Origin of the sequence: Methylobacterium sp. 174MFSha1.1 (genome assembly GCF_900116815.1) — a bacterium.
Lineage (GTDB): Bacteria > Pseudomonadota > Alphaproteobacteria > Rhizobiales > Beijerinckiaceae > Methylobacterium.
Genome location: NZ_FPCB01000006.1, coordinates 169,093 through 188,430, shown reverse-complemented (window position 1 = coordinate 188,430; position 19,338 = coordinate 169,093). Strand labels below are relative to the sequence as shown.

The following is a 19,338-nucleotide window of genomic DNA, read 5'->3' as shown; positions in this document are numbered from 1 at the left end:
AACATCGAGGGGAGGAAGACGATGCGCGGGATGATGCGGGCCTTGGTGCTCGCGACGGGGCTGCTCGGGGCCGGCGCGGCGCGGGCGGAGATTTCCGACGGCGTGGTGCGGATCGGCGTGCTGACCGACATGTCCGGGCCGTTCCAGGACACCAACGGCCAGGGCTCGGTCGAGGCCGCCCGCATGGCGGCGGAGGATTTCGCCGGCGGCGGCAAAGGCATCCGGGTCGAGATCATCGGCGCCGACCACCAGAACAAGGCGGATGTCGGCTCGTCGATCGCCCGCAAGTGGCTCGACGTCGAGAAGGTCGACGCGGTGGTCGACGTGCCGAACTCCTCCGTCGGCCTCGCGGTCAACGCGCTCCTGCGCGACACCCGGATGGCGCTGCTCGCCTCGGCCACCGCCACCTCGGACCTCACCGGCAAGGCCTGCTCGCCCAACACCGTGCAATGGGTCAACGACGCCTGGGCGACCGGCAACACCACCGCCGCCGCGATGATGAAGCGCGGCGGCACCTCCTGGTACTTCCTCACCGTGAACTACGCGCTCGGCCAGGGCATCGAGGCGGAGGCGAGCGCCTACGTCGCCCGCCATGGCGGCACCGTGAAGGGCGCGAGCCGCCACCCGCTCGGCACGGCCGATTTCTCCTCCCTGCTGCTGCAGGCGCAGGGCTCGGGCGCGAAGGTCGTCGGCCTCGCCAATGCGGGCGCGGACGCGATCAACGTCGTCAAGCAGGCCAACGAGTTCGGGCTGACGCAGGGCGGCCAGTCCCTGGTGGCGTTCCTGGTCTTCATCAACGACGTGCACGCGATGGGCCTGAAGGACGCGCAAGGGCTGCTCCTGACCGAGTCGTTCTACTGGGACATGAGCGACGAGACCCGGGCCTTCGCGAGGCGCTTCGCCGCCCGGCCGGGCCAGGCCGGCAAGGTTCCGAGCGGCAACCAGGCCGGCGTCTACTCGGCGACGCTCGCCTATCTCGACGCGGTGGCGCGCACCGGCAGCGACGACGCCCGAACCGTGGTGGCCGAGATGAAGCGCAAAGGCCCGCGCGACCGGCTGTTCGGCGACCTCACCGTGCGCCCGGACGGGCGGGCGATCCACCCGATCTACCTGTTCGAGGTGAAGAAGCCGGCCGAGTCGAAGGGCGCCTACGACTACTACACGCTCGTCGACACGATTCCCGCCGACCAGGCGTTCCGGCCCATGGCGGAGGGCGGCTGCCCGATGGTGAAGTGAGGCCGATCCCCCGTGATTCCGGCGGCGTCACCGGGGAAATGGTTGCACGCGCCACTATCTCCGGTGCCGGGATTGCAACGGGGCCAGGACGAGGCGCGAGTCCCTCCTCTCCCCGCGGGCGGGGCTAGCGTATTCACACAACGTGGTTTGCGCGGTCAGCGTTGTGTGATTCGCTGCGGCTGGCTGATGCGATGGGAGGCGGCGGATGATGAACCTCAGTCTGGGTGAGTTTGGTGATCGCCGGCTCGCCAAAGGGGGGCCTTCCTTCTGTCACGCTTGGTCGATGACGGCCCGCGTGCTCTGCGCGTGCGGCGGCTGGGCGGCGACCGGGCCGGCGAGATCCGCCTGACGCGCTTCCTGCGTCATCCGGCTGTGCAGCCTGATATCATGCTGGCCGAGGCCATCGCGCACACAGCCGAGCGCTGCCGGGGGCGCGCCGTCCTGGCGCTGCAGGACACCACCGTGCTGCGCTCCACGGGCGGGGGTGGCACCTACCTGCGCTGCGTGCTCGCCCTGGATGCCGAGAGTGGGGCGATCCTGGGCCTGATCGACGCGAGCTTCGTGCATCGCGACGTGGGTCGGCGTGCGCAGCGCCGGGCCAAGCCGATCGAGGAGAAGGAGAGCTTTCGCTGGCTGGAGGGCGCCGACCAGGCCGCCACGGTCTGCGCCCGCGCCCGCAGCCTGACGGTCATCGCGGATCGGGAAGGCGACATCTACGAAGCGTTCGCCCTGCGGCCTGAGCACAGCGAGCTGCTGGTACGGGCCGCGCATGACCGCGCGCTGGACGAGGGCGAGCGCCTCTGGACGACGCTGTCGAGGCAGCCCGTGGCGGGCTGGGCGGAGATCGACTTGCCGGCCCGGCCAGGACGGCGGGCGCGCACGGCCTGCCTGGCGCTGCGACACGCCTCGCTGTCGCTGGTGCGCCCGCGGCACGGGCAGCGGGCCGGTCTGCCGGCTCAGATCACGGTGAACGCGATCGAGGTGGTGGAAGAGGAGCCGCCGGCAGGCCAGGATGCGCTGCACTGGCGTCTTCTGACGACGCAGCCTGTGCGCGACGCAGCCGACGCGCTCGCGGTCGTTGAGCAGTATCGGCGTCGCTGGGCGATCGAGCAGCTGTTCCGGACGCTGAAGACGCAGGGCTTCGACGTGGAGAACATCCTGATCGCAGATGAGCGCGCGCGGCAGCGTCTGACCGCAGCGGCGCTGATCGCGGCGGTGATCGTGCAGCAACTGGTTCATGCCCGTGACGGCCATGGGGCTGGGGTGCGGCCTGTGACGGACGCGTTTGCGGCGGAGGATCAGGCCTTGCTGGAGGCCTGCAGTGCTCAACTGGAGGGCAAGACCGCCCGTCAGAAGAACCCACACCCTCGCGGTTCGCTCGGATATGGGGCTTGGGTGTGCGCGCGCCTGGGCGGCTGGACCGGCTACTACGGCAAGCCGGGTCCAATCGTGATGCTGGAGGGCTGGAAGGAGTTCCAGGCCAGAAAGCGAGGCGCCAACCTCAGGCTCTCCATCAGCGATGTGTGAATCCGCTAGGCGGGCGGGGAGAGGGCCGTGTCGACGTTCAGGAGACACGGCAAGCGGAGGCGCAAGCCGAAGCGAGGGTGAGGGGGTGTTTCCGGAAGAGCCTCAGTCGGCACCTCCCCCTCACCCTCGCCCTACGGGCTTGCCGAGCCACCTATACGGCAGCTCGGCCCTCTCCCCGCCCACGGGGAGAGGAGAAAGCCCGCGCCTCGTCCTGCCATGAACGGCGCTGCTTGGAGCGAGTAGGCCGGTGAAGTCGAAGACGTCGTCGCGCCACCGCAATAGTTGGTAGGCAAACCAACTTGATGAATGTCGAACACCGTCTCAAGCTGGGACAACGAGCCCGTACCAAAACGGGCCGTCCCGGGAGAAACGCCATGGCAGCTTCGGCGGGAGAACCGCGCGTCGCCGATCCTCATGGGCCGGTCACGGACCGACGCGACGGACAGGACCGGCTCCCCACGGTGCGGAGGCCGGCATGACCGCCCCCGCCGCCCCGGCGCGGAGCGCCACCGACATCGGCGAGGTGCTCGATGCCGGCCACTGGACGAGCCTTCAGAAGACGGTCGTCGCCCTCGCCGCCCTGTCGATCGTCATGGACGGGTTCGACGGCCAGCTGATCGGCTTCGCGGTGCCGGTGCTGATCAAGGAATGGGGCGTCTCCCGGGGCGATTTCGCCCCGGCCCTCGCGGCGGGCCTCGTCGGGATGGGGATCGGCAGCGCCTGCGCCGGCCTGTTCGCCGACCGCTTCGGCCGGCGCTGGGCGGTCATCGGCAGCGTGCTCGTCTTCGGGCTCGCCACCTGCGCCATCAGCCTCGCCGACGGCCTGTGGGGCATCGGGATCCTGCGGTTCATCGCCGGCCTCGGCATCGGCGGAGCCCTGCCGAGCTCCACCACCGTCACGGCCGAATTCACCCCGGCCCGGCGCCGGACGCTGGCGATCACCGCGACCATCGTCTGCGTGCCCCTGGGCGGGATGCTCGCCGGCGTCTTCGCCGGCTTCGTGCTGCCGACCCTCGGCTGGCGGGCGCTCTTCCTGCTGGGCGGCCTCCTCCCGGTGGCCTACGGCCTCGTCCTGATCGTCGCCTTACCGGAATCGCCCCGCTTCCTCGCCCGCCGGCCGGCCCGCTGGCCCGAGCTGGCGCGGCTCCTGGCGCGCATGGCCCGCCCGGTCCCCGCCGGTGCGGCCTTCACCGATGCCGGCGAGCAGCGGCTGGAGCAGCGTGGGGGCGTGCCGGCCCTGTTCGAGGCGGGCCGGGCGCGGGACACGATCGCGCTCTGGTGCGCGTTCTTCCTCAACCTGCTGGCGGTCTACAGCGCCTTCAGCTGGCTGCCGACGATGCTGAACGCCGCCGGACTCGACGTCGCGGTGGCCGGATCGGGCCTCACCGCCTACAATTTCGGCGGCGTGTTCGGCGCCCTGCTCTGCGCCGTCGCGATCACCCGCTTCGGGTCGCGCGGGCCGCTGCTCGTGTGCTCGGCCGGCGGCGCCGTCACGGCGCTCGCCCTCACCGGCGTCGACATCAAGACCTCGACCGGCCTCCTGATCGCCGGGCTGGGCCTCCAGGGCTTCTTCGCCAACGCCACCCAGTCGACGATGTACGCGGTCTGCGCCCACGTCTACCCGACCACCGTGCGGGCGACGGGCACCGCCTCCGCCCTCGCCTTCGGCCGCCTCGGGGCGATCCTCAGCGCCTTCGCGGGGGCGGCCGTCATCACCTCCGGCGGATCGAGCGGCTACCTCGTGCTGCTCGGCCTCGCCATGGCCGGGGTCGCGGTCGCCCTCGCGCTCGTCGGCCGGCACATCCCGGCGATGCGGCCGGCCGCCGGCCTCGGGGCGGCGAGTGTCGCGGCCGAGCGCTGACCCCGGCGGGGCGCTCACGATGCGCAAGCGCACCGCGACCCGGTCCGGCCGGGCGACGACCGCCCCGCCCGCCGACCCGGCGGGTCCGGGCGCCGCCCAGGCGCCGGTCCAGCTCGGATGGCTCGGGGAGACCATCGCCTACAACCTGCGTCTCGCCCAGACCGCGTCGTTCCAGGCGTTCAGCGCGCTGACCGGGGATCTCGGCCTGCGCCCGGGCTGGTACGCGCTGCTGCAGCTCATCGGCGACAATCCGGGCGTCAGCCAGACGAACTTGAGCCTCGCGACCAGCCGCGACAAGAGCACCCTGACCCCGCTGCTCGGCGACCTCGAGCGGCGCGGGCTGATCCGGCGCGAGCCCGACCCCCTCGATCGGCGCGGGCGCCGGATCAGCCTGACCGAGGCCGGGCGGGCGAAGCTCGCGCTGCTGGCGGAATGCGCGGCGCGCCACGACGCTCGGCTCAACGCCCTTTTCGCGCCGGAGCAGCAGCAGCAGTTCGTCGCCCTGCTCAAGACCCTGACCGAGGCCCTGACCATCGAGACGCCGCCACCGGAATCCGGCCCGCCGGAGCACTGACAACCCGTTTGATCGGGGGGACCTCGCTTCAACCCTCCATCGTCATCCCGGGGCCGCGGAGCGGAACCCGGGATCCATAACCGCTGACGCTTCCGGATGAAGCGGAACGCCGGTCGTCTTGTCCCGAACCGTCGGCGGTTATGGATCCCGGGTTCTCGACTTCGTCGAGCCCCGGGATGACGTCGAGAGTTGTCGGTGAGAGCGCCGGAATCATTGACACAGATAGTCAGACACCTCTGATTCAAGGATCGACCGCATGTACACGACGAGCAGCGCCTTCCTCGACGCCCTGGTCGAGGCCAACGTCTCGTTCATCTTCGCCAATGTCGGGAGCGATCACCCGGCCCTGATCGAGGCGGTCGCCGAGGCGCGGGCCGCCGGGCGGGCGATCCCGCAGATCGTCACCTGCCCCAACGAGATGGTCGGGATGAGCGCAGCCCACGGCTACTGGCAGGCGAGCGGCGAACCTCAGGCGGTGGTGGTCCATGTCGAGTGCGGCACCCAGGCGCTGGCGGGCGCGGTGCACAACGCCGCCAAGGGCCGTGCGCCGATGCTCGTCTTCGCGGGCGCCTCCCCCTTCACGCAGGAAGGCGAGCTGCGGGGGAGCCGCAACGAGTTCATCCAGTGGATCCAGGACGTCCACGACCAGCGCGGGCTGGTGCGCGGCTACATGCGCTACGACAACGAGATCCGCACGGGGAAGAACGTCAAGGACCTGGTCCACCGGGCGCTGCAATTCGCCCGATCCGACCCGAAGGGCCCCGTCTACCTGATGGGCGCCCGCGAGGTCATGGAGGAGGAGGTCGCGCCAACCCGCGACGACGCCGCCGCGTGGCGGCCGATCGAGCCGGCGGCGCTCGGCGGGCGCGGGTTGCGCGACATCGCGACGGCGCTCGCGGGCGCGCGCCGGCCGCTCCTCGTCACGTCCTTCGTCGGGCGCAACCCGCGGGCCGTCGCCCCGCTCGTCGCCCTGTGCCGGCGGCTCGGGATCGGCGTGCTCGAGTCGGTGCCGAACGCGATGAACTTCCCCCACACCGACCCGCTCTACCAGGGCAACCAGTGGAACCATCCGCGCCAGAACCCGGTGCTGGCCGACGCCGACGTGATCCTGGTCGTCGACAGCGACGTGCCGTGGATCCCGACCGTGTCGCGGCCCGCCGACGACGCCCGCATCTTCCACATCGACGTCGACCCGCTGAAACAGCAGATGCCGCTCTGGCACATCCGCGCCGAGGGGGTGTTCGGCGCCGACGCCGAGACCGCCCTCGACCAGCTCAACGCGTGGTTCGACGCGAATCCCCCGGATGCCGACGCCGTCGCCACGCGCACGCAGCATTACGCCGCTCTGCACGCCGCGCGCGGGCAGGCGCTCCGCGCCCTGGAGCAGCCGTCGGAGACCGGGGCCGTGACCTCGGAATACCTCGTCGCCCGACTCAGGGCGCTCGCGGGCGACGACGCCGTGTTCGTCAACGAGGGCATCTCGCACTACCACACCGTCTTCGATCACCTGGCGCTCGACCGGCCCGGATCGATCGTCACCAGCGGCGGCGGGTCCCTCGGCTGGAACGGCGGCGCGGCGATCGGAATCAAGCTGGCGCGGCCGGACAGCACTGTCGTCGCGCTCACCGGCGACGGCTCCTACCTCTTCACCGTCCCTTCCTCCGTGCACTGGATGGCGCGCCGCTACGAGACGCCGTTCCTCCAGATCGTCTTCAACAACCGCGGCTGGAAATCGCCGAAGCTCTCGACCCTGGCCGTCCATCCCGACGGCTACGCCGCGCGGGCGAACCAGCTCGACACCTCGTTCGAGCCGGCGCCCGACTATGTCGGCATCGCCGCCGCGGCGGGCGGCGCCTGGGGGCGCCAGGTCGGGCGAGCGGCGGAGGTGGACGAGGCCCTCGCCGAGGCGTTGCGGGTGGTCCGCGAGGAGCGGCGCTGCGCCGTCCTCGACGTGTGGTTGCCGCATCACTGAATCCGGTGGGCGCGGGGCACCGGCCCCGCTTCCATCCCCCAGCCTCATGAAATTTGGAAAAGCTTTCCTTGCGTGGATCGCAAAAGGAAAGACCATGTCTTACGCCTGGACCCGCCCCACCGTACTATCCTGAAGACGGCCAGCAGGATCATGGGGCGGACGTGGCGACCGAATTCATCAGCATGACGTTCCCGAATCCGTCGACCGAGATCGATCCAATGCGGGATCCAGCGATCGATCCCGCTTACCTTGCGCGCTACGCCCGTACGCTCGACGATTACGGGTTCGACTACACTCTCGTCCCCTACGCGTCCTCGTCCTTCGATCCGTTCACGATCGGCGCGACGATCGCGGCGCAGACCCGGCGCCTCAAGATCATCGTCGCGCTGCGGCCGAACACGCTCTACCCGACGGTGGCCGCGAAGGCGCTCGCCACCCTCGACCAGCTGAGCGGCGGGCGGGTCGTCGTGCATTTCATCGCCGGCGGCAGCGACGCCGAGCAGGCGAGCGAGGGCGATTTCCTCGGCAAGGAGGAGCGCTACGCCCGGCTCGACGAATACATCCGCATCCTGCGCCGGGCCTGGACCTCCGCCGAGCCGTTCGATTTCGACGGCGCGTATTACCGCTTCACGCAGTTCCGCAGCGCGGTCCGGCCGGTCGCCGGCACCATTCCGGTCTCGGTCGGCGGCTCGTCCGACGCGGCCTACCGCATCGGCGGCGCGCAGGCCGACATCTTCGGGCTCTGGGGTGAGCCCCTCGCCGAGACACGGGAGCAGATCGCGCGCATCCACGCCGAGGCGGCCCGGGCCGGCCGCACCGACCGGCCGCGCATCTGGGTCACCTTCCGGCCGATCGTCGCCGAGACCGACGAACTCGCCTGGGCGAAGGCGCACCGCATCCTCGACGCGCTCACCGCCAACCGGGCCAAGGGTCTCGGCCGCGTGCCGGTGACGGCGGGGCGTCCGGCCAATGTCGGCTCGCAGCGCCTGCTCGCCATCGCGGCCCGCGGCGACGTCCACGACCGCGCCCTGTGGTACCCGACGGTCACGGCGACCAATGCCGCCGGCGCCTCGACCGCCCTCGTCGGCTCGCCGCGGACGGTCGCCGACGCGATCCTCGACTACGTCGATCTCGGCGCCGAGCTGATCTCGATCCGCGGCTACGACAACCTCAACGACGCGATCGATTACGGCCGCTCCGTGCTCCCCCTCGTCCGCGACGGGCTCAGGCAGCGTGCCGCCGAGACCCTCGGCGAGAACCGCGAAGAAATCCGCGCCTATGCGTGACGACCTCCTCGTCGCCGGCCTCGACCTGTCGGGCACCGTCGCCCGGCTCGCCGCCGCGGCGCCTAGCGCCGACGCCGCCGGGACCTTCCCGCGCGAGGGCATCCGGGCGGTCCACGAGGCCGGCCTCCTCGAAGCGAGCGTGGCGGCGCGCTACGGCGGCCGCGACCTCCCCCTCGGCGACCTCGCCCGGCTCGCCGCCGCCCTCGGGCGTGGCGACCCCTCCGTCGCCCTCATCAGCCTGATGACGCTGCTGACCCATCGCCAGCAGGCGATCGGGGGCCTGTGGCCGGAGGCGCTCTACCGGCGCGTCCTGGCGGAGGCAGGGCGCGGCCCGGTGCTCCTCAACGCCGCGCGGGGCGAGCCCGAGCTCGGCTCCCCGGCGCGGGGCGGCCTGCCGCGGACCCGCGCCCGCCGGACCGCGCGCGGCTGGGCGATCAGCGGCACCAAGCGCTTCGTCACCGGCTGCGAGGGCCTGTCCTACATCCTCGTCTGGGCGGGCACCGACGAGATTCCGCAGCGGGTCGGCACCTTCGTGGTGCCGGGCGGCGCCCCGGGCCTGCGCATCGTCGAGAGCTGGGCGAGCCTGGGCCTGCGGGCGAGCGGCTCGCACGACGTCGTCCTCGACGAGGTCGAGGTCGGCGCCGAGGACGTGTTCGGGCTCGCCCCCGCCGACATCGCCGGCCAGGACAACCGCGCCCAGGCGGCCCTCGCCCTCGTGGTCACCGCCCTCTATCTCGGCGTCGCCGAGGCGGCCCGGGACGCCTTCCTGGCCTTCGCCGAGGAAAGGGTCCCGGCCAATCTCGGCTATCCGGTGGCCCGCACCGAGCGGTTCGTCGCGCTCGCCGGCGAGATCGACCTCCTGGTCGGCGGCGCGCGCCAGATCATCCTGAGCGCCCTCGACCACGCGTCGGACGCACCCGGCACGCTCCTGCGCGCCCGGCTCCTCGCCGGCCGGCAGATCAAACAGGCGGTGCAGCTCGCCGTCGGCGCGCTCGGCAATCCGGGCCTGAGCCGGGACACCGGCCTGGAGCGGCATTTTCGCGATGTCCAGTCGGTACTGGTCCACGCGCCGCAGGAGGACACGGTGATCGCGCTCCTCGGCCGGGGCGCCTTCGCGGCCGTCGCCGAGGCCGCGCGGCCGGACCGGCGGCCGGCGGCGTAGCCGGCGACGACGCCCTGGCTGCGCGGGGTCGAACCCTCCGCGTCATCCCGGGGCCGCGAAAGCGGAACCCGGGATCCATAACCGCTGACGTTTCAGGACCGAGCGGAAGGCCGATCGGCATGGTCGGCAGCGCCAGCGGTTATGAATCCCGGGTTCTCGACTTCGTCGAGCCCCGGGATGACGGAGAGATATGTCGATCCGCGGTCCAGATCGGTCGATGCCGCGGGTCGGATACGACCCGCGTTCGCCCCATGAATACTATCAACGACATCGATCAGAATTCCAGGATCTCACGATGACCGACCATCGTCTCCCGCCGCGCCGCGCGCTGCTGGCGGCTGCCGCCGCGCTCACCCTTGCCGGTGCCCTCCCCGCCCTCGCGGTCGGCGAGCCGCGCCGGGGCGGCGACGTCGTCTTCCTGATCGATTCGCTCGGGCCGACCTGGATCCCGAACAACTCGTCGATCTCGAGCTTCCAGGGCCATGTCTGGGGCCACGTCGCCGACAAGCTCGTCTACGTCGACGCCGAGGGCAGGATCAGCCCCTGGCTCGCCAAGGGCTGGGAGCAGAACGCGGACGCGACCGAGTTCATCCTGCATCTGCGCGAGGGGGCGACCTTCTCCGACGGCACGCCGGTCGACGCAGGCGCCGTCGTCGCCAACCTCGACATCTGGCACGCCGGCCGGATCAAGGAGGGCATCAACCCGATCGGCCTGTTCCCGAAGGCCTACGCGCGCGCCGAGGCGCTCGACGCGCGCACCGTGAAGGTGGTCTTCAAGGCCCCGACCCTCGGCTTCATCCCGACGCTCGGCTATCACGGCTCGATCCTGATCTCGCCCAAGACCCTGGCGCGGCCCGCGACCGAGCAGTCGGATCTCGCCCGGACCGCCGGCAGCGGTCCCTTCGTCGTCGCCGACTGGAAGGAGGGCGACTTCGTCCGGCTGGTCCGGCGCGAGGACTACGCCTGGGGCCCCGCGGCGGTCGGCCGGACCGGACCGGCGAGCGTCAACTCGATCACCTACAAGGTGGTGACCGAGCCCTCGCTGCGGGTCGCCGCCGTCCAGTCGGGCCAGGCCGACGTCGCCTACAACGCCTCGCCGCAGGAGCTGCAGGCGCTCAAGCAGGCCGGCCTGACGGTCGCGACGCCGCGCTATCTCGGCTTCGTCAACGGCTGGGCGATCAACACCAAGCTCGCTCCTTTCGACGACGTGCGGGTGCGCCGGGCGCTCCAGGCGGCGATCGACCGCCAGGAGATCATCGACACCGTCTACACCCCGGACTGGAAGCTCGCGACCTCCTTCATCCAGGGCAACGTGCCCGGCGCGACCGACCAGAGCGCGCGCCTCGCCTACGATCCGGACAAGGCCGCGCGACTCCTCGACGAGGCGGGCTGGATCAAGGGCCGCGGCGGGATCCGCCTCAAGGGCGGCAAGCCGCTGACGCTGACGCTCTATTCCAACCCCTATCTGGCGACCGCGAAGGCGGTCGACGAGCTGATCGCCCAGCAGCTCGGCCGACTCGGCTGGAAGGTCGATCTGCGCACCTACGACGTCGTGACCTTCGGCCAGAAGGTGCAGTTCGGCGGCCCGGCGGTGCCGGCCTACGAGGTGACGCGCAGCTTCATCGACGCCGGCACGGTGGCGAGCATCCTCACCGACGCCGATCGCGGCGAGAACTGGTTCGCGCTCGGCGACAGCGATCCCCGGATCAACGACCTGCGCGACCGGATCGCCGGCGCGAGGACGATCGCGGAGCGCGATCCGCTGCTCGACGAGTTGCAGCGTTACGTCCTCGACCAGGGCTACTTCATCCCGCGCACCCAGATCGTCCAGCGCATCTACGTGCAGTCGCCGAAGCTGAAGGGCACGACGTATAACGGCATCGCATATGCCAGCTACTATACGGCGACGAAGGGCGAGTAGGCGGCCGCCGGCACGGGATGAGCCGGTCAATTCAGTCCTAACCGGCAGACATGAATCCCTCCATCGTCATCCTGGGGCCGCGCAGCGGAACCCGGGATCCATAACCGCCGACGGTCCAGGACGAAGCGGAACGCGCTTCGCCTCATTCTCCCGCGTCGGCGGTTATGGATCCCGGGTTCTCGCCTCCGGCGAGCCCCGGGATGACATGGAGAATCGTCAACGCGTCCGGTGGCTCGACCGGCGCACCCCTCCGAATACGATCGACGTCTTTCGAGCGCGAGACGATACCCCATGACTCACCCCTACCTGATCTACGCCGGCAAGCGCCTCGCGCAGGCCGCCGCGGTGATCCTGCTCGCCTACCTGTTCACCTTCGTGGTCGTCAGCATCCTGCCGGGCGATCCGGTCACCAACGTCCTGCGCGATCCCCAGAACGGCTTCAGCGAGGAGCAGATCCGGGCGATCATCGCCGCGCAGGGGCTCGACCGGCCGCTCGCCGTCCAGCTCTGGACCTCGCTGACCCACTTCCTCACCGGGGATTTCGGGCTGTCGATGCGCTCCAGCCGGCCGGTGGCGGTCCTGATCGCCGAGGCGCTGCCCTCGACGCTGGTCCTCGCCTCCTCGGGCCTCGCCGTGGCGCTCGGGCTTGCCTTCGCGGTGGCTTTCGGCACGCAGTTCGTCCCGGGGCGGATCGGGGACGCCTTGCGGGCCGTGCCGTCGCTGTGCCTGTCGGTGCCGAACTTCGTCATCGGCCTCGCGCTGATCCACGCCTTCGGCTTCCAGCTCGGCCTGTTCCGGGTGATCGAGCCCGACAGCGCCTGGGCGACCCTGTTCGCCGCCATCGCCCTCGGCATCCCGGTCTCGGCCCAGATCGCCGCGGTGCTGATCGCCAATCTCGACCACGAGGCGTCCCAGGACTACGCCGCGGTCGCGAGGAGCCGCGGCCTCTCGCCGGCGCGGCTGTTTGGGCACCATCTCCTCAAGCCGTCCGCGCTGCCGGTCGTCACCGTCATCGCGCTCACGGTCGGCGAGCTGCTCGGCGGCTCCCTCGTCACCGAGGCGGTGTTCGGGCGCAACGGGATCGGCAGCCTGGTGCAGCGCTCGGCGGCGGCGCAGGACCTGCCGGTGCTGCAAGCCGTGGTGGCGCTGGCCGCCCTGGTCTTCGTTCTCGTCAACCTCGCGGCCGATCTCGTCACCCCGCTGCTCGACCCGCGGCTGACGCTCGCCGGCGCCACGGCCCGCGGGCCCGCGGCGGCCGCTGAGGCCCCCTCCCCTGCCCTGCGCACGGTGACCGGATGAGCGCCGCCTCGCTCCCCGCCATCCCGCGCCTCGCGGCCCTGCGGCGGCCGCCGCCGAGCGTGATCCTGGCGCTGGCGGTCCTCGCGCTAGTGCTCGCCTGGTCGCTCGCCCCGGGCCTGTTCACCGCCTACGACCCGGCCCGCGGCATCCCGGCCCACAAGCTCACGGGCCCGAGCGCCGCGCACTGGTTCGGCACCGACCATCTCGGCCGCGACCTCTACGCCCGCATCGTCCACGGCACCGCCTCCTCGGTGACGAGCGCGCTCGTCGCGGTCGGCATCGGTGTCTTGGCCGGCGGGCTGATCGGGCTCGTCGCGGGCTTCTTCGGCGGCCTCGTCGACGCGCTGCTCGCCCGCCTCGTCGACGTCCTGCTGGCGATCCCGCGCTTCCTGCTCGCGATCATCGTCGTCACGGCGCTCGGCTTCGATACCGTCAACACTGCCATCGCGACGGGCATCTCGGCGGTGGCGGTCTTCGCCCGGGTGATGCGGGCGGAGGTCATCAAGACCCGGCAGGCGACCTTCGTCGAGGCGGCGTTCCTGCAGGGCGGCTCGCGCTGGCACGTCCTGTGGCGCCACGTGCTGCCGAACGCCTCGCGCTCGGTGCTGGCGCTCGCGGTGCTGCAGGTCGGCCTGTCGATCCTGGTGATCGCCGGCCTCGCCTTCCTGGGCTACGGCGACCCGCCGCCGGCCTCCGACTGGGGCCTGCTGATCGCCACCGGCAAGGACTACCTCAAATGGCCGTGGCTGGTCTACGCGCCGGCCCTCGTCACGGTCGCCGCCGTCCTCTCGCTCAACAGGATCAGCCGATGGCTCCGCCGGACGGATCGACCGTGATCGCTCCCCACACGCCCCTGCTCCGCGTCGAGGACCTGTCGGTCGCCTATGGCCGCCAGCCGGTCGTGGCGGGCGTCGGGTTCGCGATCGAGCGGGCCGGCAGCCTCGCGCTGATCGGCGAATCCGGCTCGGGCAAGTCGACCATCGCCCGGGCGGTGCTGCGGCTCCTCCCCGGCAGCGGGCGCGCCACCGGCCGGGTCGCGATCGAGGGCCGCGAGGTGCTGGGGCTCTCCGAGCGCCGGTTCCGGCCGCTGCGGGGCCGGGCGATCGGCTTCGTGCCGCAGGATCCCGGCAACGCGCTGAACCCGGTCCGCACCATCGGTGCGCAAGGAGAGGAGGCGGCCGCGCTCCTCGACGAACGGAACCGGGCCCGCCGCACGGCCCTGATCCTCGAGACCTTCGCGGCGGTCGGGCTCGACGAGCCGCGGCGGGTCTACGAGTCGTATCCGCACCAGCTCTCCGGCGGCATGCTCCAGCGGGTGCTGATCGGCCTCGCGATCCTGCCGCGCCCTGCCCTGCTGGTGGCCGACGAGCCCACCTCGGCCCTCGACGTCACGGTGCAGAGGCGGATCCTCGATCTCCTGTCGCGGCTGCGGGAGGAGCGCGGCATCGGGCTTCTCCTCATCACCCACGACCTCGCCATCGCGGCCGAGCGCGCCGACACCCTGGTGGTGCTCAAGGACGGCGCGGTGCAGGAGGCGGGCCGCACCGCGACGGTGTTCGCCGCCCCCGCCTCGGCCTATGCGCGGAAGCTCCACGCCGACGTGCCGAGCCTCAACCCCGACCGCTACGGGACCTTGCGCGAGGCCGGGTTCCGGCGGCGCGAGGCCGTCCCGAAAGTCGCCGTCAGCGCCGTGACCAAGACCTTCCGCACCGGCGGCCGGGTCACGACGGCCGTCGACGGCGTCTCGTTCCGCGTGCCGGCCGGGACCACCCACGCGCTGGTCGGCGAATCCGGCTCGGGCAAGACGACGACGATCCGGCTGCTGCTCGGCCTCGAGACGCCGGATGCCGGCTCGATCCGGGTCGCCAGCCAGGACATCACCGACCAGGAGGTGACCGGCCGCTCGCCCGCGGCATTGCGGGGCGTGCGCCGCCAGCTCCAGCTCGTCTACCAGAACCCGTACACCTCCCTCGATCCGACCTGGAGCGTCGAGGCTTTGGTGCGCGAGCCCCTCGACCGCTACGGCCTCGGCACCTGGGCCGAGCGGGCGGAACGGACCCGCGCGGTGATGGCCGATGTCGGGTTGAAACCCCACCTGCTCGCGCGCCGGCCGGACGCCCTGTCGGGCGGCCAGCGCCAGCGGGTGGCGATCGCCCGGGCGCTGGTGCTCGCGCCCGAGGTGATCGTGCTCGACGAGCCGACCTCGGCCCTCGACGTCGGCGTCCAGGCCGACATCGTCGAGGTGCTGCTCGGCCTGCAGGCGGATCTCGGGTTGACCTACGTCTTCGTCTCCCACGACCTCGCGCTGGTGCGGCAGCTCGCCCACACCGTCTCGGTGATGCATCGCGGGCGCATCGTCGAGGACGGCGCCGTTCCGGACGTCTTCGGCCGCCCGCGCCATGCCTATACCGCGGCGCTGCTGGAGGCGGTGCCGGGGGGACTCGCCGGGCGCGGGGTTCGGAGCGGAATGGGGGAGCCGCTCGTGGCGTGAGGCCGCACGGGCCGTTGCGCCGTCGCCTTCCGACCCGTTGCGGGTCGAGCGTCGGCGGTGCAACGGCCCGCGTCACTGCCGCCCGTCGTCACGGCGAGCACCCACTCAACCCACCGTCGTTCTTTGAAGCGCCTCGCCGCCATCCTAACCGGCAGAGACATCGGGGAGCGGTAACGTGTCCACCGGATACGCCGAAGGACGCCGATCTGCACGTCAGCGATGTTTCGGGCGACGACTTCTCCCAGGACGACGCGAGGGTTCAAGCCACTCCTTCATGAGAGCGTCGGACCAGACGATATCGGCGTGGTCACTCCTGCGCTCCGAGCGTCTCTTCGACGAGCCGCGGGTTCTTCTCCAAGAGCGCCAAAAGCACGCGCGCAGGTCCCTCGGGTCTGCGGCGCCCCTGCTCCCAGTTCCGCAGAGTACCGACAGCGACACCGATCCGCGCGGCGAACACGTCTTGAGACAGATCGGTCGCCTTGCGGATGGCCGCCACGTCGACCTCACGCGGGACGTGGACACGCAAGCCCGGTACGATCTCGCCGCGGGCATGAGCGGCGGCCTGCTTCAGGCTGCGGGTCAAGTCGTTGAACAAGGCGTCGTCCATGGTGCCTCCTCAGGACAGGGCTGAGACTAGCCGGACCAGGGTACGGGCCTGCTCCGGAGTCAGGTTGGCCTGCTCGTTCTTCGCGTAGGCGAGGAGCAGGTAGACGCCGCGCTGGCTGACGAAGCATGATATGACCCGGGCCCCTCCCCGCTTGCCGCGGCCGGCCAGCGGAACACGCACCTTTCGCAGGCCGCCGACTCCCGGGATCACATCTCCGGCCTGCGGATTGGCCGCAACGAAATCGACGACAGTCGCCCGCTCAGCGTCGGTCATCAGCCTCTCGGCCGTGCGAAGGTACACTTCGGTCTCTATGACGGTCCACAATTCGTCGGACATATCGAAAGATGCGTCATTGGCGCATATACGTCAACGACGTATATGGGTGCCCGAACTCCGATCCGCTTCGATCGTCGTTCAGCCCCCTGTCGAGCCGTTGCGCCACGCCGGAAGGCCGTGCACGGAAGCGTGCGACATCGCCTCCCGGGCCGTAGCGACGAAGTGGGGGGTCTGACCGGCCCGCCTGCGCAATGTCTGGGGCGGAGAGCGTCGAGTCGATGCGGTGCTTACCGTCCCACGGCGGCGGCAGCCCGAGCGAGCCCCCTCCTCCCGGATGCAACCGGCGCAGGACGTCCGGCCGACGCGGTACCGCCCCTGCGGCACGGCGCGGTACGCAAGCGAGGTTCGGCCGGCCGGCGACCACCGCCTTCCCGACCTCGCCGCCGCCGTGGATCGCGGTGCCCAATTCGACACTGTACTCGGTCGCCGGCAACGCCCGGTCGCGAAATCTGACCGGGGGACTTCGCAGAGGCCGATCGACCCATGCACGCGATCCTTGATCGACGTCGCCGCCCGCAGGGAGCGGTCGGCGTCAAAGGTCTCGACGATGGCCGCCCGGTGGCGTTCGACGAAGAGCGCGGCAACCTCGCCGACCGGAGCCTCGGCGGCCTCCGGAACGCCTTCCTCTCACCGGCGGGCCCGTTCAGCCCCTGCCCTGCCGATACGCGGCGAGCATCTCCGGCAGGCGCTCGGCGAGGTAATCGGCGAAGCCCGGCTCCGCCTTCTCGTCGAGGGTCACGCGCATGCCGTCGGCGCTGCGCTCGATGCGGGCGAACTTCACGCCCCTCGCATCCTTGACCGTCTCAGCCCGCGGCTTCGCCTTGCGCGGCGGCGGAGCGGCGAGCGCGGCCAGGATCACCGCGAAGCGCTCGTCCGAAGCCTTGCCGGCGAGCTCCGGGGCGGCAAGCGCGGCCTCGACCTGCTGCGGGGTCGCGCCCTTGATCCGGTCGGCCAGCGTCAGCCAACGGGGGCGCCCGACCTTCGGCGCCGGCCCGATCGCGGCGAGCACGGGAGCGGGAATCGCCTCGGCCACCGAGAGGTAGTTGGCGAGGTCAGGCCGGTGCACGCCCATGGCCCGGAGGATCACCTCCCGGGAGAGGCCGGCCTGCTCCATGTTGCGGGCGAAATGCGCCCGCTCGATGTAGGACAGGTCCTCCCGCGCCAGGTTCTCCGACCCCTGCGCGACGACGAGCTCGGCGTCGCTGAGCTCGCGCACCACGGCCCGGACCGGCTGGCCGAGAGCCTTGGCCGCCCGCGTCCGGCGGCGCCCGTAGGCGATCTCGTAGCGGCCGCCCTCCCTGGGGTGCCGCCGCACCAGGATCGGCGTATGCTGGCCCTCCTCGCGGATCTGCGCGACGAAGGCGTCGAAGGCGCGGTCCGTGACGTCGGGCACCCGGTCGGCGATGGACGAGGGCAGGCACAGGTCGGGATCGAGCTCGATCACCGCGCCGTCGGCCTCAGGGAGAGCGGGCCGGGACGCGGCCCACATCGCGGCCATCGAGCGGGCCGCCGCCGGGCGCTTCTCCGGGACAGGGCTAGGCGGCGTAGCACCTGCTACAGGGGTGTAACCCGTTGATGTCTCAGGCGAGGCGGGATGCGGGGCGTCGGGCTGGACCGGCGTGCCCATGATCGCGCTGAGGCGCTTCTTCTGGTTCATTTGCGGCCCCAGGCGCGGGTGATGAGCGATTCGATCTCCCCGTTGACCGCGTCGAGGGCGTCCAGCGCCCGGCGGTAGGTCGATCCCGTGACCTCGTCGCGCCGCAGGGGCGTCTCGTAGACGGTCTGGCCGCGCAGGCCGGAATTCGAGACCGCCGCCGATTGCAGCATCGCCTTCGTCAGGACGCGCTCGCCGAACAGGCCGCGCAGCATCGCCACCACCTCGGTCTGCGGCGTGTCCTGGGGCTCGAAGCGGGTGACGAGATAGCGGAACCAGTCATGCGTCGGGGCAGCGCCCTGCTCGCGCACCGGCTCCATGATCTCGTCCATCATGGTCAGGAACTGGCGCATGCTCGACACGTCGAGCATCTGCGGGTGGATGGTGATGAGGAGCGCGGTCGCCGCGCAGAGCGCCGCGATCGTCAGGTAGCCGAGGCGCGGCGGGCAATCGATCACCACGACGTCGTAGCGGTCCGCCACCTCGGTCAGGGCGAGGCCCATCCGGGCGAAGAACGGCGGCTCCGGGTCGTTGGCCTTGCGCCGGGCGGAATGCATCGGCGCCTCGAACTCGAAGACCTCCAGCTCCAGGTCCGCCGCCACAAGGTCGAGGCCGGTGAAGTAGGTCTGGCGGATCACCGCGTCGAGCGGGCGGCGCTGGTCGCCGTAGCGGATCGCGTCGTAGATGGTGGGGTAGGGCTCGCGCTCGTTCTCGGGCCGGACCCCGAGCAGGGTGGAGAGGCTGGCCTGAGGGTCGAGGTCGATGGCGAGCACCCGGTAGCCGCGAAGGACCAGCGACTGGGCGAGATGGGCCGAGGTCGTGGTCTTGCCCGAGCCGCCCTTGAAGTTCACGCACGCGATGACCTGGAGGTGCTCGCCCTTGGCGGGATCGCGGTGCGGGATGTAGCGCCGGCCGACGCGGTCGATCTCGTCGAGATGGGCGCGGAGCGCGTGGATGTCGGCGAGGGTGAAGAGCCGGCGTCCGCCGGGCGCGACCTCGGGCTCGGAGACCAGGAGGGCAGGGGGGAGCTGCCGGATCCGGCTGTCGGTCACCCCGAGGATGCGCGCGACCTCGCCCGAGGTGAACCGGCGCAGCGTCTTGGCCTCGGCCGGCGAGAAGACCACGGAGGCGATCTCGCGGAGCTTGGCGCCCAGGATCTGGGCGTCGTGGCCCGCGATCTGGCTCGGCGCCAGCGGCCCGCCCGGCTGGACGTACTGATTCATCGACCCTGCCTCGTTCACGGTGAAACGGCGGGATTCACCATAACACCGTAAACGAGATGTTGGGACGGGCTTAGGGTGAGGGGTCGAGGCGGGCGTAAGCCCCGCGCAAGCTTCGATGCGAAGGCGGTCGGACCGCGCTTTGTCCGGAATGCCGAAGGCGGGCGTCCGGATCGCGGATCAGCGGATAGT

At 71.3% G+C, this 19,338-nt stretch carries 15 protein-coding genes; 11 read left to right on the top strand and 4 right to left on the bottom strand.

What is annotated here, in order from left to right; translation table 11 throughout:
• The first annotated feature begins 21 nt into the window (after nt 1-21).
• The 11 genes from BM430_RS04285 to BM430_RS04235 all read left to right on the top strand — a co-directional run bounded on the left by BM430_RS04285 (nt 22) and on the right by BM430_RS04235 (nt 15,329).
• Complete coding sequence (locus BM430_RS04285; protein ID WP_093565744.1) at nt 22-1,236, top strand: ABC transporter substrate-binding protein; 1,215 nt, start codon at nt 22-24, stop codon at nt 1,234-1,236.
• Nucleotides 1,237-1,542: 306 nt separating this feature from the next.
• Entirely contained in the window at nt 1,543-2,763 is a 1,221-nt protein-coding gene (locus tag BM430_RS04280; protein WP_244539311.1) for an IS4 family transposase, read from the top strand.
• Between the two features lie 475 nt (nt 2,764-3,238).
• Complete coding sequence (locus BM430_RS04275) at nt 3,239-4,624, top strand: MFS transporter (protein ID WP_093565742.1); 1,386 nt, start codon at nt 3,239-3,241, stop codon at nt 4,622-4,624.
• 19 nt (nt 4,625-4,643) lie between these two features.
• Entirely contained in the window at nt 4,644-5,198 is a 555-nt protein-coding gene (locus BM430_RS04270) for a MarR family winged helix-turn-helix transcriptional regulator (RefSeq protein WP_093565740.1), read from the top strand.
• A gap of 256 nt (nt 5,199-5,454) precedes the next feature.
• The gene (locus BM430_RS04265; RefSeq protein ID WP_093565737.1) at nt 5,455-7,170 is read left to right on the top strand and encodes a thiamine pyrophosphate-requiring protein; all 1,716 of its coding nucleotides are present in this window, start codon (nt 5,455-5,457) and stop codon (nt 7,168-7,170) included.
• A 161-nt stretch (nt 7,171-7,331) separates the two neighbouring features.
• Nucleotides 7,332-8,456, top strand: coding sequence for an LLM class flavin-dependent oxidoreductase (locus BM430_RS04260; protein WP_093565735.1), 1,125 nt, complete (start codon nt 7,332-7,334; stop codon nt 8,454-8,456).
• A complete protein-coding gene (locus BM430_RS04255) occupies nt 8,449-9,618 on the top strand; it encodes an acyl-CoA dehydrogenase family protein (protein WP_093565733.1) in 1,170 nt (389 codons plus the stop codon). Before BM430_RS04260 ends, BM430_RS04255 begins: the two co-directional genes overlap by 8 nt.
• Nucleotides 9,619-9,913: 295 nt before the next feature.
• Nucleotides 9,914-11,539 (top strand): ABC transporter substrate-binding protein, encoded by a 1,626-nt coding sequence (locus BM430_RS04250; RefSeq protein WP_093565731.1) that lies wholly within the window; start codon nt 9,914-9,916, stop codon nt 11,537-11,539.
• Nucleotides 11,540-11,830: 291 nt separating this feature from the next.
• Entirely contained in the window at nt 11,831-12,838 is a 1,008-nt protein-coding gene (locus tag BM430_RS04245) for an ABC transporter permease (protein ID WP_093565729.1), read from the top strand.
• Nucleotides 12,835-13,674 carry an ABC transporter permease gene (locus tag BM430_RS04240; RefSeq protein WP_093565727.1) on the top strand — a complete coding sequence of 280 codons (840 nt, stop codon included), beginning with the start codon at nt 12,835-12,837 and terminating at the stop codon, nt 13,672-13,674. Before BM430_RS04245 ends, BM430_RS04240 begins: the two co-directional genes overlap by 4 nt.
• Nucleotides 13,647-15,329, top strand: coding sequence for a dipeptide ABC transporter ATP-binding protein (locus tag BM430_RS04235; RefSeq protein ID WP_093565725.1), 1,683 nt, complete (start codon nt 13,647-13,649; stop codon nt 15,327-15,329). Before BM430_RS04240 ends, BM430_RS04235 begins: the two co-directional genes overlap by 28 nt.
• A gap of 307 nt (nt 15,330-15,636) precedes the next feature.
• Here BM430_RS04235 and BM430_RS04230 read toward each other — a convergent pair whose 3' ends face one another.
• The 4 genes from BM430_RS04230 to repA all read right to left on the bottom strand — a co-directional run bounded on the left by BM430_RS04230 (nt 15,637) and on the right by repA (nt 19,149).
• Complete coding sequence (locus BM430_RS04230) at nt 15,637-15,936, bottom strand: helix-turn-helix domain-containing protein (RefSeq protein WP_093565723.1); 300 nt, start codon at nt 15,934-15,936, stop codon at nt 15,637-15,639.
• A 9-nt stretch (nt 15,937-15,945) separates the two neighbouring features.
• On the bottom strand, nt 15,946-16,209 hold the full coding sequence (locus BM430_RS04225; protein ID WP_244539310.1) for a type II toxin-antitoxin system RelE/ParE family toxin: 264 nt from the start codon (nt 16,207-16,209) through the stop codon (nt 15,946-15,948).
• Between the two features lie 706 nt (nt 16,210-16,915).
• A complete protein-coding gene (gene repB / locus BM430_RS04220; protein ID WP_093565719.1) occupies nt 16,916-17,929 on the bottom strand; it encodes a plasmid partitioning protein RepB in 1,014 nt (337 codons plus the stop codon).
• Nucleotides 17,926-19,149 (bottom strand): plasmid partitioning protein RepA, encoded by a 1,224-nt coding sequence (repA, locus tag BM430_RS04215; protein ID WP_093565717.1) that lies wholly within the window; start codon nt 19,147-19,149, stop codon nt 17,926-17,928. Before repA ends, repB begins: the two co-directional genes overlap by 4 nt.
• Nucleotides 19,150-19,338 lie beyond the last annotated feature (189 nt).